Origin of the sequence: Alistipes communis (assembly GCF_006542665.1) — a bacterium.
Taxonomy (GTDB): domain Bacteria; phylum Bacteroidota; class Bacteroidia; order Bacteroidales; family Rikenellaceae; genus Alistipes; species Alistipes communis.
Genome location: NZ_AP019735.1, coordinates 1663588 through 1677225 on the forward strand (window position 1 = coordinate 1663588; position 13638 = coordinate 1677225).

Here is a 13638-nt window from a genome sequence, read left to right on the forward strand (position 1 = left end):
CCCCGCTTCTTCGGGAATCGATAGGCGGGATCGCGAAAAATTCGTAACTTTGTCGCCCGACAAGTACGAAACAGATGGAATCACCGATATTGCAGGGGCTCAACCCCGCCCAGCGCGCCGCCGTCGAGGCCTACGACTCCGCGTCGCTCATCATCGCCGGAGCCGGTTCGGGCAAGACGCGCGTGCTCACCTCGCGCATCGCCTATATGATTCAAAAAGGAATCAAACCCAAAAATATTTTGGCAACGACATTTACGAATAAAGCAGCGCAGGAGATGCGTGAGCGTATTGTCAAAATGATTCCAGAACATTTGACCGAGGGTCAAGCTCGCCATATTTGGATGGGTACCTTCCACTCGATCTTCGCCCGCATCCTGCGCACCGACGCCGAGCGGATCGGCTTTCCGGCGAACTTCACGATCTACGATGCGTCCGACGCCAAGAACCTCATCAAGACGATCGTCAAGGAGCTGAACCTCGCCGACGACAAGTACAAGCCCAACACGATCGCCTCGCGCATCTCGCAGGCCAAGAACGCGCTGGTCACCCCGGGCGCCTATCTGGCCAATTCGGCGCACGCCACCGAAGACCGGCGGGCGCAGATTCCCGAGTTCGGCAACATCTACAACCTCTACTGCCAGCGCTGCAAGCACAACGGCGCGATGGATTTCGACGACCTGCTGTTGCAGACCAACATCCTGCTGCGCGACTGTCCCGACGTGTTGGAGCGTTATCAGGAGCAGTTCAAATATATTCTGGTCGACGAGTATCAGGATACCAACTACGCGCAGTACATCATCGTCCGCCGCCTGTCGCAGCATCACGGCAAGGTCTGCGTCGTGGGCGACGACGCACAGTCGATCTACTCGTTCCGCGGCGCCAAGATCGAAAACATCCTCTCCTTCCAGCGCGACTATCCCGAAGCGAAAGTCTTCAAGCTGGAACAGAACTACCGTTCGACGCGCACGATCGTCGAGGCGGCCAACTCGGTGATCGTCCACAATTCGCGCCGCATGGAGAAGAGGTGCTTCTCGGAGGGCGACGAGGGCGAGAAGATCCGTGTGCTGAAAGCCTACACCGACCGCGAGGAGGCCGAGCTGGTCGTACAGGATCTGCGCGACAAGGTGCGCGCCACGGGCGATGCGTGGAACGAAGCGGCGATCCTCTACCGCACCAACAACCAGTCGCAGGCGCTCGAAGAGTCGCTGCGCCGCCGCGGCATTCCCTACCGCATCTACAAGGGGGCGTCGTTCTACGACCGCAAGGAGATCAAGGATATGCTGGCCTATATCCGGCTGGTGGTCAACCCGCGCGACGACGAGGCCTTCCGGCGCATCGTCAACTATCCGGCGCGCGGCATCGGCGACACCACCGTGCTGCGTATCGCCCAACTGGCGGCCGAACGGGGCGTGTCGATGTGGGAGGCGGTCGACGCGCTGGTGGCCGAGCCTGTGAGCGATCCCGTGCAGCGCACGATCGTGCGCAAGGTCGCCGAGTTCGTGGCGCTCATCCGCTCGCTCTCGCTCGAACGTGCGCAGAAGGGACTCTACGACTTCGGTATGGAGGTGGCGTCGCGTTCGGGCATTCTGGCGCTCTTCCGCCGTGAGAACAGCCCCGAGGCTACTTCGGCGCTCGACAACATCGAGGAGCTGCTCAACTCGATGCAGCTCTTCAAGGAGCAGCGCGACGCCGAGATCCGCGGCGGCGAGGAGCTCGGGGAGGCTACCGTCGAGGAGTGGTTGCAGAGCGTGACGCTCACCACCGATATGGACAAGAAGGAGGACGCGGGCGACGACGACAAGGTGACGCTCATGACCGTCCATTCGGCCAAGGGGCTGGAGTTCAAATACGTCTACATCGTCGGGATGGAGGAGAACCTCTTCCCGTCGCAGCGGGCCGCCGAGTCGCCCGAGGGTTTCGAAGAGGAGCGGCGCCTGTTCTACGTGGCCCTCACGCGCGCCAAATGCAGTGCGGTGCTCTCCTATGCCGAGATGCGGTTCAAGTGGGGCAACATGGAGTTTTCGCGTCCGAGCTGTTTCCTGCGCGAGATCGACCCCCGCTATCTCGACGGTGCGGTCGGGGCCGGCCAGACGCCCGTGCGCGAAGAGGCCGCAGCCGGCGGCCGCACGGCGCTCGAAGAGCTGCGCCGGCGTTTCGACGTGCGTTATCAGCAGCGGGCGGGCGGCAGCGGCAACCCCTCCTTCGGCGGTGCGAAATCTTCGTTCGGCGGACGGGGCGGAGCCTATTCCGGCGGTTCGCGGCCGGAGAGCGGCGCCCCTTCGTTCGGCGGGCAGGGCGGGACGGATTCCGCCTTCCGGCGCCCTGCGCTGCAACGCCCCGTTGTGCCGGAGAATTTGCGGCGGCTGGGCGGCGGAGCGGCACCCGCCGCAGGGAACGCCGCGGCGTCGGGCTATGCCGTCGGCGAGCGGGTCGAGCATCCCAAGTTCGGGTGCGGGGAGATCGTGCGTATCGAAACGCTGGCGGCCGATCATAAGCTGGTCGTCGTCTTCGAGGAGTACGGCGAGAAGACCCTGCTTGCGAAATTCGCCAAATTGACGAAACGATGATACCGGTTTTCGATCCTGCCGCGCCTGCGGCGTCGGGGTGCGTCGCGACCCCCCCCCTCGTATCGGTCTGCATGACCGCCTACAACCATGCGCCCTACATCGGCCGGGCGATCGAAGGGGTACTGTCGCAGCGGACGACGTTCGCCGTGGAGCTGGTGTTGAGCGACGATTGCAGTACGGACGGCACGGGTGCGATCTGCCGCGACTACGCCGCGCGTTATCCCGACCGCATCCGGCTGTTGACGGGGGATGTCAACGTGGGGATGCGTGCCAACTACCGGCGCACGATCGAAGCGTGCCGGGGCCGTTACGTGGCGATGTGCGACGGCGACGACTGGTGGTGCGACCCGCTCAAACTGCAACGGCAGGTCGAGGCGTTGGAGGCCGATCCCGCCTGCGGCATCTGCTATACGCGGGTGCGCTGTTATGCGCAGGAGGAGGGGCGCTATGTCGAGAACTACCCGATGGGGGCGGGTGCGACGACTTTCGAGGAGCTGTTGTTGAACAATACGATTCCCAATTGTGCGGCCGTCGTGCGGCGCGACCTGCTCGCGGGCTACTATGCCGATCCCGAACTGCGGCCGCTCGAACGGCCGTGGCCGCTGGAAGACTACCCGATGTGGCTCTGGATGGCGCCGCGCTGCACGATCCGGTTTCTGGACTGCGAGACGGCGGTTTTCCGCGTACTGCCCGACAGCGGCAGTCACCAGTCGTCGCTGGAGCGCCGGATCGTCTATTTCGATGCGATTTTCGATATCAAGTGCTGGTTCGACGCCCGCTACGGCGGCGGCCGTCAGCGGCGGCGGATCGCCAGGATGCGCATGGAATATATCCTCACGCTGATGAGGGATGCGGGCGGCGGTGCCTGTCTGCGCCGTTGGTGGCGCGACGTCCGTCGGGAACCCTCCCTGCTGTTCGTGTGGAGAGGGGGCGGAAAGCTGGTATGGAGTGCGCTCCGCCGCTCTGCCCGACATGAATTTTTGAATGGGAACAGATGATGAATGCCGAACCTCTCGTATCGGTCTGCATGACCGCCTACAACCATGCGCCCTACATCGGCCGGGCGATCGAAGGGGTGCTGTCGCAGCGGACGACGTTCGCCGTGGAGCTGGTGTTGAGCGACGATTGCAGTCCGGACGGCACGGGTGCGATCTGCCGCGACTACGCCGCGCGTTATCCCGACCGCATCCGGTTGTTGACGGGGGTTGTCAACGTGGGGATGCGCGCCAACTACCGGCGCACGATCGAAGCGTGTCGGGGCCGTTACGTGGCGATGTGCGACGGCGACGACTGGTGGTGCGACCCGCTCAAACTGCAACGGCAGGTCGAGGCGTTGGAGGCCGATCCCGCCTGCGGGTTGAGCTATACCCGCTCCGAGCGGCGGTTCGAGGCGACGGGCGAGCGGCGGCGCTATCCTGCCGGAGAGCTCTTTTGCGATTTCGACCGGCTGCTGTTCGACAATACGGTCGAGAACTGCACGGCCGTCGCGCGGCGGGAGCTGATCCTGCGCTACTACGCGGAGGTGCGGCCGGAAGAGCATCCCGAATGGCTGACCGACGATGCGCCGATGTGGATCTGGTTCGCGGCGTGCAGCCGCATCCGGGCATCGGAGGAGGTGACGGCCGTCCACCGCATGTTGCCCGAAAGCGTCAGCCAGAGTCGGGCTTACCGTGCGCGCATCGCCTTCTGCGATTCGCTGTGCGACATCTCGCTCTGGTTCGACGCCCGTTACGGCACGGGGCGCCACCTGCGGGCGCTGCGTCGGCGTCGGATGCGCGTGGCACTGTGGGTGTTGTCGCGCGACGGTACGACGGCGGAGTATCTTTCGCGCTGGTGGCGCGACGTGCGGCGCACGCCGCTGCTCGTGTTCGATGCGGCGGGATACGGACTGTTGGTGAAGAAATGGCTGCGACGGCAGCCGAAACGATAAAGCTATGACATTGAAGGAACGTTATGCGGGCGTGATCGGCTGGTTCGAGGCCAACATGCCCGTAGCCGAGAGCGAGTTGCAGTACAAGGATCCCTACCAGTTGCTGGTGGCCGTCATTCTTTCGGCGCAGTGTACCGACAAGCGGGTCAACATGACTACGCCGGCGCTTTTCGAAGCCTATCCTACGCCCGAGGCGATGGCGCAGGCTACGGTCGAAGAGATCTACGCCTACATCAAAAGCATCTCCTATCCCAACAACAAGGCCAGGAACCTGGCCGCCATGGCGCGGATGCTCTGCACGGAGTTCGGCGGCGTGGTGCCGTCGGATCTCGACGCCTTGCAGCGATTGCCCGGCGTGGGGCGCAAGACGGCCAACGTCGTGGGGGCGGTCATCTGGGGCAAGGAGGTGATGCCCGTCGATACCCACGTCTTCCGCGTGTCGGCCCGCATCGGGCTTACGCGCGGCGCTAAAACCCCGCTCCAGACCGAGTTGCAGCTCGAAAAGAACATCCCGTCGCATCTGCTGCCCGTGGCGCATCACTGGTTGATTCTCCACGGCCGTTACGTCTGCACGGCGCGGGCTCCGAAGTGCGACGCCTGCGGGATCGCGCCGTGGTGCAAGAGCCGTGAGAAGCAGAAAATGGCGGATAAGTAGGAAATTTCCGAACCTTTTGTTACCTTTGACTTCGTCTTAGATACTCCCGTTCGACAATGCTCAAATAAATTTGACATTGTACTCACTTATTCGTATCTTTGAAGCGATGAAGATCGACAGTGCAAAAATCGAAGCGCTCCGCGAACTGCTCGCCGCACCTCACCGTAAGATCGTGCTGGTCGCACATACCAACCCCGACGGCGATGCGATCGGGGCCTCGACGGCATGGCGCGATGTGCTCGCGGCGATGGGGCATGAGGTGACGATGATCGTCCCCAACAAATACCCCTATTTTCTCGACTGGATGCCCGACATCCGCGAAGTGGTGATCTTCCGCTTCGCGCCCGAACGCGCGCTCGAAGCCATTCGCGGGGCGGATATCGTCTTCTGCCTCGATTTCAACTCCCTGTCGCGCCTCGAAGCGCTCAGCGACGCGCTGGCCGAGAATACGGCGGCGCGGCGCGTGCTGATCGATCATCACCTTTCGCCCGACGGAGGCTTCGACCTGCAATTCTCCTATCCGCAGTCGTCGAGCACCTGCTTCCTGCTCTACTGCATCATCGAGCAGCTCTGCGGAACGGAGGTCATCACCCGTAAGATGGCCGAAGCGCTCTATGTGGGCATGATGACCGATACCGGCAACTTCTCCTTCTCGTTCCTCACGCCGGCGCTCTACCGCGCCCTGGCCGTCCTGGTCGAGAAAGGGATCGACGTGGCCGGTATTCACAACAGCGTCTACAACGGTTATACGGAGGACCGCGCCCGTCTGTTCGGCTATGCGATCCACCGCAAGATGAACATCATCCAGGAGGGGACGGCGGCCTACATGTCGCTTACGGAGGCCGAGATGCGCCGCTACCGTTTCCAGCAGGGCGACAGCGAGGGATTCGTCAATTATCCGCTGACGATCAAGAAGATGAAGATGTCGGCCATGTTCCTCGGCCACCACAAGTTCATCCGTGTATCGCTGCGCTCGCGCGGCGATGTGGACGTCAACCTCTTTGCCCGCAAATATTTCGACGGCGGCGGACACAAGAATGCCGCCGGGGGCAAATCCTATGTCTCGATGGACGAGACGATCGCTCATTATATCCGTTCGGTCGAGGAGTTCGCCCGCGAGGGCGGCCTCGATACCCCCCCCCTTCGGTAGTCCGGTGCGGTATCGGCTTCCGCGGGGAGAGTGCATCTGAACCTAAAAACCTAAAACCGTTATAAATGAGCCGATATTTGCTATTTTTTGGTTGCGTCCTTCTGGGCGTGCTTCCCTGCAAGTCGCAGGATGTAATCGTTTTGCATAAGGAGAACAAGCTTACGGGGCGTGTGCTGTGGGAGAAAAGTAAGGGTGACAGCCTGTTCTACCGCAGTGCGGTGTCGTCGGGCGACTCGCTGCTGCTGTTCGTTCCGCGCCGTCGGGTTGAATATGTCCTGAGCGACGGCGATCGCCGGATGCTTTACCGCGGCAAAACCCGCGGCTGGCAGCCGTGGCGGGGCCGTACGTTCAACGAGGTACCGCAGCATCGGATGCTCTATGCCGCGTCGTGGAGCACGATTTTCGACGGCTGGTCGATCGATGCGTCGGCGATGCGGATGATGAATCGCAATAACCGTATCGGTGTGGGGGCGTTTGTCCGGTATTTTTCGACGAATCCGTCCCGTGACGACTATGTCAGAATTTCTACATACGATCATCGAGCGGTTGCTTTCGGGCCTCAAACTGAAATCCGAGGGTATAGCCGGCGGTTGAAAACTTTTTTCTATGTCGATTTTGGATTGGGAGGATGTTATCACCATTTCAAATGGGGCGATGGCTATGATGCCAAGTTGGAATGGCTGGAAACGTATGTCAAGCGGGAAGAGCTCGAAAACCAGTATCCTACCTCGCGTTGGGCCTATCAATTCAACTATCGTTTGGGTGCTTACGTTCGGTTGACGCGCGGATTGTATGCCGATGTGGCTTTTACCGTAATAGGACATATCTTCACGCGAATTCCCCAGAAATACATATCCAGCGACCAGTTTCCCTTCGGGTTTAGCGTCGGTCTGCGCTTCGGACGGGAACGCAGGTGATTGTCTGTAATGAATCTCAAATCGTTGTTTGTCGATGAATCGATTTTTATTACTATCCGTTTTTACCCTTCTGGGTTTGTTTCCCTGCAAGTCGCAGGATGTAATCGTTTTGCATAAGGAGAATCCGCTTACGGGGCGTGTGCTTTGGGAGCAGAGCAAGGGCGACAGCCTGTTCTATCGCAGTGCGGTATCGTCGGGCGACTCGCTGTTGCTGTTCGTTCCGCGCCGTCGGGTGGAATATGTCCTGAGCGACGGCGATCGCCGGATGCTCTACCGCGGTAAAACCCGCGGCTGGCAGCCGTGGCAGGGCCGTACGTTCAACGAGGTACCGCAGCATCGGATGCTGTACGGCGTGTCGGGCGGCATCATCACCGACGGCTGGTCGGCCGAGGCTTCGGCGATGCGGTACCTCAATCGGTTCAACTATTTCGGGATAGGAGGTTTCGTCCGTTATACCGAAACGGCTCCCTCTAAACGGAAGGATGCCGAGATGGTTTATTCGTATCGCAACCGCGCTGTTTCTGTGGGAGTTCAGTTCGAAGTTTGCGGATATATCCGCAGCCTTAAAACATTCTACTATCTCCAAGCGGGAGTAGGCTGTTCTTATCACGATTTCAGCGATTGGAGCGTAGAGGGGTATGATTACGAGAATCGGTTCGATGACGCACTTTTGGGGACAGCTTTCGATTTGATGAACTATCCGTCCTCCCAGTGGGCAGCTTCGGTTCATGGCAAAGTCGGGTTGTATACCCGATTGAGCCGGGGGCTTTACGCCGACTTGTCTTTCGGTTGCGTCTGGCGTTCGTTGGATTATAGGGCGACGGAGGACAAGATCGTTTATAAAGCGTCGGATCTGTATCCTTTCGGTGTCTCGCTCGGACTTCGTTTCGGACGGGAACGCAGGTGAGGCGCATGGGCGGTAAGAAAGCTGCTGCAACCTTTTCGGTTGCAGCAGCTTCGGCTTTGATCGGTGCGGTCAATCGGGCGGGTCGGCTCGATGACAGGGACTTATCTCCCTGCGGAGAGCGTGTCGGCCGTGCCGGAAACCGCTGCCGTATCCGCCGGAATTCCGGCAGCAGTCGTATCCTCAGGGGCGTTCACGAGGCTGTCGGACGTCGAATCGGGTGCCGCAACGGAGGTCGCGGCGGGTGCCGCGGCCGATCGGCCGGCCCGTCCGATAAACGAAGAATAGGTGCCGGAACCCAGGATGGCGAAGACAACCACGGCGAGAACGGCTGCCGCGGCCAGCAGTCCGACGATGCGCTTAATCATGCGGCGCCTCCTCCGCAGGCTCTTCTTCGGCAGGCTGTTCCTCCGCCGGTTCTCCCTCGGCGACGGCCTCTGCGGCCTTTACCGTCGGAATCGTGGGATGTTCCAATTCTCCGATCGCGCGCACGATCACCTCGTCTTCGGGATAGATGCTCAGGAAATAGCCGCTGTCTTCGAGCGAGGTGTTCCGGCCGATGTAGGCTTTGAGCTGCGCCTCCATCAGCTGCCGCGAGCGGGCGATGTCGCCGTAGCGCGGGGCGACGCCCTTGCGGGCGGCGTAGCGGACGAAGTCGTCGACGAGTCCCCGGTCGGCATCGAGCAGCGCCCGCAGGTCGGCTGTCGTCCGGACGGCGTTGAGCGCCTTGCGGTGGGCGTCGGCGTATTCGATCGTATAACGGTAGAGAATGTTACGTCCCGATACTTCGAGGTAATATTTGGTCAGGTCGGTCGTGTCGAGCGGTACGAAGATGTCGGGCATGATGCCGCCGCCGCCGTAGACCACCTTGCCGCCCGGCGTTGTGCGGCGCAGCGCGTTGTCGAAACGGATCGAATCGGCCGAGAAGAACTCGTTGTGCTGGTAGCGGTTCCAGATGTCGGCGTCGTAGCTCTCGGCGTCGCCCGAGGTGTAGGGTTTCTGGATCGAGCGCCCCGTGGGGGTGTAGTAGCGGGCGACGGTCAGCCGCAGCGCCGAACCGTCGGCGTAGGGAATCTGCTGTTGGACGAGCCCCTTGCCGAACGAACGGCGGCCGATGATCGTTCCGCGGTCGTTGTCCTGCAACGCTCCGGCGAGGATTTCGCTCGACGAGGCGCTTCCCTCGTCGACGAGCACCGCCAGGTCGAGGTCGGCGGCGCTGCCCGTGCCGTCGCTGTATTGTTCGATGCGCTGGTGGTTGCGGTCTTCGGTATAGACGATCAGTTTGTCGGCGGGCAGGAACTCGTTGGCGATGGCGATCGCCTGGTCGAGGAACCCGCCCGAATTGCCCCGCAGGTCGAGGATCAGTTTGCGCATTCCCTGCGTGCGGAGCGTCGAGAGCGCTTCGAGCAGTTCGGTGTGCGAGGTGCGGGCGAACTGGTCCAGTTTGACGAAGGCGATGTCGCCGGTGAGCATCAGTGCCGCCGTGAGGCTGCGGATCGGGATCTTGTCGCGCACGACCGTCACCTCCACCAGTTCGTCGATGCCGCGCCGTTCGAGCCCCAGCCGCACCTCCGAGCCGCGTTTGCCGCGCAGCCGGCGCATGATCTCGCGCTGGGCGATCTGTTGTCCGGCCACCAGCGAATCGTTGATGCGCACGATGCGGTCGCCCGCCACGACGCCCGCCTTGTCGCTCGGCCCCGACGGAATGACGTTCAGCACGATCACCGTGTCGGTGGCCATGTTGAATACCACGCCGATGCCGTCGAATTCGCCGTCGAGCGGTTCGTTGATTTCGGCCATCTCCGAGGCGGGGATGTAGACCGAGTGGGGGTCGAGTTCCGAAACGATGACGGGCAGCGCCCGTTCGACGAGCGAATCGATGGCCACCGAGTCGACGTACTGCGTCTCGATGAGCGACAGCGTCTGCGATACCTTGTTCTGAGGCAGCGCCAGCGAGCGCAGGATGCCCTTGATGTCGGATTCGGCCGACGACCTCCCCAGAAATTGTCCGAGGAAGATGCCCAGGGCGACTGCCGCTGCCACGACGAGCGGAAGCAAAACGGTGGAACGGGAGTTTTTGTACATGATGCGCGGCGCTTATTTCTTGGGTTTGGGTTTGTTCTGGAACGTGTAGCTCAGTCCGACGCTCAGAATGGCCTGGGTCTGTACCGCATAACTTTGGGCGCGGTTGTAGTAGAGCTGGAAATAGATGCTCGTGGTGAGATATTTCGTCGCCTTGATGTCGAGCGTGTTCTCCCAGCGGACGGTGGGGTGGATCGGCAGCGTCGGTTTGGTCTCCTGATCCTTCCCGTCGGCCTCCCACTTGTCGTAGGCGGCGATGTAGTCGGAGAATTTCGCAATCTTGTTTTTCTGGCCGAGGTTCGAGATCCAGCCGTAGAACGAGAAGAAGGTCGTGCGGTAGCGCAGCACGTCGCGGTTGCCGAATTTGCGGTCGAAATCGATCTGGATCGACGAACCGCCTTCGTACTTCGACGTCTTGTTCGACGGCACGCCGTAGGGTTCGACGTATTTGCGGGTGCCGGCCTCCTTGTTGGCCTCGCTGAAATCGTAGACGAAGTTTTCGCGGATCTGCTTGCTCTCGACGAATACGGCGCTCAGTGCCACCGGCGACATGTTGATTTTGACCGGGAAGCTCTTGTTGGGGCAGTTGTAGGTCAGACCGACCGACAGGTCGAGATAGCCCGGTGACATGAAGGTGCTCTTGCGGTGGATCTCCTTCTGCTGCGTGCGGGCCTTGTAGCCGTTGGCGAACTGGGTGCGGAATTTGAGCATCGCGCCGTAGGACCAGTTTTTCGAGAAGTTGAACGACGGGGCGGTCTGTACCCAGAATTCGTCCTGATTCTTGTACCAGATGCCGACCTCGCCCTCTTCGCCTTCGGGGACGGCCTTGATGCGGTTGTAGCCGAATTTGGCGCTCGCCTTGGTCTCGATCGAGAATTTGTCCTTGGTGAAGATATGATCCAGAAAGAAGGTGCCGATCGCGGCGATCGAGTTGTCGCCGCCCGACACTTCGATCCACGGGTCGTTGAACGAGGTGAGCGTTCCCTGCACCGAAGCCGATATTTCGAGGTAGTTGCGCTCCTTGCGGATAGCGGCCCGTTCGGCACGGTACTTGGCCAGCGAGAAGGCGTCGCGTTCGACCTGCTGCCGGCGGATCGAGTCGGCGAAACTGACTTCTCCGGACTGGGGTTCCACGCGGTCTATGGAGATTTGCGCGGCGGCGGACCCCGCGAGCAGGATCGCCGTGGTCAGGAGAAGCGTCGTACACTTGTTCATACGCGATTTATTTTTTGCAAAAATAGGAAATTATTCAGGAAATCCCGTATATTTGTCGGTAAAAGAGTTGTTATGAAATACTTCGGAGCACATGTGAGCGCTGCGGGCGGCGTCGAGAACGCACCCCGCAACGCCCGTGCCATCGGGGCGACGGCATTCGCCCTTTTTACCAAGAATCAGCGGCAGTGGAGCGCTCCGGCGCTTACGGCGGAGCAGGTCGCGGCCTTCCGCGCCGCCTGCGACGAGTGCGGTTATGCGCCTGCGCAGATTCTGCCCCACGACAGTTACCTGATCAATCTGGGCCACCCCGACGACGAAGCGCTCGAAAAGTCGCGCCGCGCCTTCGAGGAGGAGATGGCGCGCTGCGAGGCGCTGGGACTCGACCGGCTCAACTTCCATCCGGGCAGCCACCTGCGGCAGATCGTGCCCGAGGAGTCGCTCGACCGGATCGCCGCGTCGATCAACCGTGCGCTCGACCGCACGCACGGTGTCACGGCCGTGATCGAGAATACGGCGGGGCAGGGGTCGAACCTCGGTTTTTCGTTCCGTCATCTGGCCTATCTGATCGAGCGCGTGGAGGACAAGTCGCGCGTGGGCGTCTGCATCGACACCTGCCACGCCTTCGCCGCCGGCTACGATCTCTCGACCCGCGCGGGGTGCGAGGCGACCTTCCGCGAACTGGACGAGGTGGTGGGGATGAAGTATCTGCGCGGGATGCACCTCAACGATGCGATGAAGGGTGTCGGCAGCCGTGTCGACCGTCACGCGCCGCTGGGCGAAGGGATGCTCGGACTCGAATGTTTCCGTTATATCGCCGAGGACAGCCGTTTCGACGGTATTCCGCTCATTCTGGAGACGCCCGACGAGAGCCGCTGGCCGGAGGAGATCGCCCTGCTGAAAAGTTTCGCGGAGGGCAGGTAGGAATGCGTCCGTGGCGATCGACCGGATCGAACAAGCGCCGTGAAGCTGACTTCACGGCGCTTTTATTCGGTTGCTGCGGATGCACTTACAGTTTGTCCAGGCACTCGGCGACGATACGGGCCGAGTCGCGCACCTCCTCTTCCGAAATGGTCAGCGGCGGCGAGATGCGGAACGCCGTGTCGCAGTAAAGGAACCAGTCGCTCAGAATCCCCGCCTCCTTGAAAAGCTCCATCATGCGGTAGAGTTTGGCCGCATCGCCCAGCTCGACGGCCAGCAGCAGCCCGCTGCGGCGGATTTCGCGCACCTGCGGATGTCCCGCGAGCAGCTCCTCGTAGAGCGCTCCCTTGGCTTCGACCTGCTCCACGACGCGGTTGCGTGTCAGGTAGTCGAAGGCCGCCAGTCCCGCTGCGCAGCAGACGGGATGGCCGCCGAACGTGGTGATATGTCCCAGGGCGGGGTCGGTCTGCAAGGCGTCCATCGTCCGCTTCGCCGCGACGAACGCCCCCAGCGGCATTCCGCCGCCGAAGGCCTTGGCCAGGCAGACGATGTCGGGCGTGACGCCGTAGCGCTGCATGGCGAAGAGCGCTCCCGTGCGCCCCAGTCCGGTCTGTATTTCGTCGAAGACGAGCAGTGCGCCCGTGCGGTCGCAGCGTTCGCGCAGCGCTTCGAGCCAGCCCGCAGCCGGCAGGCGCACGCCCGCTTCGCCCTGCACTGGCTCGACGAGTACGGCGGCCGTGCGGCGGGTGATCCGGTCGAGTGCCTCGAAATCGTTGAATTCGATCGCGCGCACGTCGGGCAGCAGCGGCCGGAAAGCCGCCTTCCACTCCTCGCCTTCGGGGGTGCCCATCATGCTCATCGCGCCGTGCGTCGAACCGTGGTAGGCGCGGCGCATCGAGACGAGTTCCGTGCGTCCGGTGACGCGCTTGGCCAGTTTGAGCGCCCCTTCGACCGCCTCGGCGCCCGAATTGACGAAATAAACGCTGTCGAGCGGTGCGGGCAGCGCAGCGGCGATCCGCGCGGCATAGGTCACCTGCGGCGACTCGACCATTTCGCCGTAGACCATCACGTGCATGTAGCGCGCCGCCTGCTCCTGCACGGCGCGCACCACGTCGGGGTTGCAGTGGCCGACGTTGCTCACCGAGACGCCCGCCACCAGATCGTAATAGCGTTTCCCGTCGGGGGTGTAGAAGAACGACCCCTCGGCCCGCGCGACCTCGACGAGCATCGGCGACGGCGAGGTTTGTCCCACGTGGGCGAGAAACTGTTTGCGTAGAATCGTATTCATCGTTGTCTTCGG

The 13638-nt window shown here is 61.9% G+C and carries 12 protein-coding genes; 8 read left to right on the forward strand and 4 right to left on the reverse strand.

Annotation, left to right across the window (positions count from 1 at the left end; all coding sequences use genetic code 11):
• Window positions 1–74: 74 nt before the first annotated feature.
• From FMF02_RS06915 to FMF02_RS06945, 7 genes are all read left to right on the forward strand, one after another.
• Complete coding sequence (locus FMF02_RS06915; protein WP_141412601.1) at window positions 75–2567, forward strand: ATP-dependent helicase; 2493 nt, start codon at window positions 75–77, stop codon at window positions 2565–2567.
• Window positions 2564–3565 carry a glycosyltransferase family 2 protein gene (locus tag FMF02_RS06920; RefSeq protein ID WP_141412602.1) on the forward strand — a complete coding sequence of 334 codons (1002 nt, stop codon included), beginning with the start codon at window positions 2564–2566 and terminating at the stop codon, window positions 3563–3565. Before FMF02_RS06915 ends, FMF02_RS06920 begins: the two co-directional genes overlap by 4 nt.
• Window positions 3562–4497, forward strand: coding sequence for a glycosyltransferase family 2 protein (locus FMF02_RS06925; RefSeq protein ID WP_141412603.1), 936 nt, complete (start codon window positions 3562–3564; stop codon window positions 4495–4497). Before FMF02_RS06920 ends, FMF02_RS06925 begins: the two co-directional genes overlap by 4 nt.
• Before the next feature lie 4 nt (window positions 4498–4501).
• Window positions 4502–5152, forward strand: a complete 651-nt coding sequence (nth, locus tag FMF02_RS06930) for an endonuclease III (protein WP_141412604.1) — start codon at window positions 4502–4504, stop codon at window positions 5150–5152.
• 106 nt (window positions 5153–5258) lie between these two features.
• Window positions 5259–6302 carry a DHH family phosphoesterase gene (locus FMF02_RS06935; RefSeq protein WP_141412605.1) on the forward strand — a complete coding sequence of 348 codons (1044 nt, stop codon included), beginning with the start codon at window positions 5259–5261 and terminating at the stop codon, window positions 6300–6302.
• 65 nt (window positions 6303–6367) lie between these two features.
• Entirely contained in the window at window positions 6368–7219 is an 852-nt protein-coding gene (locus FMF02_RS06940) for a hypothetical protein (RefSeq protein ID WP_141412606.1), read from the forward strand.
• 34 nt (window positions 7220–7253) lie between these two features.
• Entirely contained in the window at window positions 7254–8126 is an 873-nt protein-coding gene (locus tag FMF02_RS06945) for a hypothetical protein (protein ID WP_141412607.1), read from the forward strand.
• Between the two features lie 101 nt (window positions 8127–8227).
• Here the strand turns inward: FMF02_RS06945 and FMF02_RS06950 are convergent, their stop codons facing one another.
• The 3 genes from FMF02_RS06950 to FMF02_RS06960 are packed head-to-tail and all read right to left on the reverse strand — an operon-like array spanning window position 8228 to window position 11420.
• Window positions 8228–8491 (reverse strand): hypothetical protein, encoded by a 264-nt coding sequence (locus tag FMF02_RS06950; RefSeq protein WP_141412608.1) that lies wholly within the window; start codon window positions 8489–8491, stop codon window positions 8228–8230.
• The gene (locus tag FMF02_RS06955; protein ID WP_141412609.1) at window positions 8484–10208 is read right to left on the reverse strand and encodes a S41 family peptidase; all 1725 of its coding nucleotides are present in this window, start codon (window positions 10206–10208) and stop codon (window positions 8484–8486) included. The genes FMF02_RS06950 and FMF02_RS06955 overlap by 8 nt, the downstream gene beginning before the upstream one ends.
• 12 nt (window positions 10209–10220) lie before the next feature.
• Entirely contained in the window at window positions 10221–11420 is a 1200-nt protein-coding gene (locus tag FMF02_RS06960; protein WP_141412610.1) for a DUF3078 domain-containing protein, read from the reverse strand.
• A gap of 72 nt (window positions 11421–11492) precedes the next feature.
• On the opposite strand from FMF02_RS06960, the gene nfo reads away from it, so the two are divergent.
• Entirely contained in the window at window positions 11493–12341 is an 849-nt protein-coding gene (gene nfo / locus FMF02_RS06965) for a deoxyribonuclease IV (protein WP_141412611.1), read from the forward strand.
• A gap of 85 nt (window positions 12342–12426) precedes the next feature.
• Here the strand turns inward: nfo and FMF02_RS06970 are convergent, their stop codons facing one another.
• Window positions 12427–13626, reverse strand: a complete 1200-nt coding sequence (locus FMF02_RS06970) for an aspartate aminotransferase family protein (protein WP_141412612.1) — start codon at window positions 13624–13626, stop codon at window positions 12427–12429.
• Window positions 13627–13638 lie beyond the last annotated feature (12 nt).

Bases quoted from the DNA above. Each gene is read 5' to 3' on its own strand.
- FMF02_RS06915 (WP_141412601.1), top strand. From the start codon at position 75: ATGGAATCACCGATATTGCAGGGGCTCAACCCCGCCCAGCGCGCCGCC.
- FMF02_RS06920 (WP_141412602.1), top strand. From the start codon at position 2,564: ATGATACCGGTTTTCGATCCTGCCGCGCCTGCGGCGTCGGGGTGCGTC.
- FMF02_RS06925 (WP_141412603.1), top strand. From the start codon at position 3,562: ATGATGAATGCCGAACCTCTCGTATCGGTCTGCATGACCGCCTACAAC.
- nth (WP_141412604.1), top strand. From the start codon at position 4,502: ATGACATTGAAGGAACGTTATGCGGGCGTGATCGGCTGGTTCGAGGCC.
- FMF02_RS06935 (WP_141412605.1), top strand. From the start codon at position 5,259: ATGAAGATCGACAGTGCAAAAATCGAAGCGCTCCGCGAACTGCTCGCC.
- FMF02_RS06940 (WP_141412606.1), top strand. From the start codon at position 6,368: ATGAGCCGATATTTGCTATTTTTTGGTTGCGTCCTTCTGGGCGTGCTT.
- FMF02_RS06945 (WP_141412607.1), top strand. From the start codon at position 7,254: ATGAATCGATTTTTATTACTATCCGTTTTTACCCTTCTGGGTTTGTTT.
- FMF02_RS06950 (WP_141412608.1), bottom strand. From the start codon at position 8,491: ATGATTAAGCGCATCGTCGGACTGCTGGCCGCGGCAGCCGTTCTCGCC.
- FMF02_RS06955 (WP_141412609.1), bottom strand. From the start codon at position 10,208: ATGTACAAAAACTCCCGTTCCACCGTTTTGCTTCCGCTCGTCGTGGCA.
- FMF02_RS06960 (WP_141412610.1), bottom strand. From the start codon at position 11,420: ATGAACAAGTGTACGACGCTTCTCCTGACCACGGCGATCCTGCTCGCG.
- nfo (WP_141412611.1), top strand. From the start codon at position 11,493: ATGAAATACTTCGGAGCACATGTGAGCGCTGCGGGCGGCGTCGAGAAC.
- FMF02_RS06970 (WP_141412612.1), bottom strand. From the start codon at position 13,626: ATGAATACGATTCTACGCAAACAGTTTCTCGCCCACGTGGGACAAACC.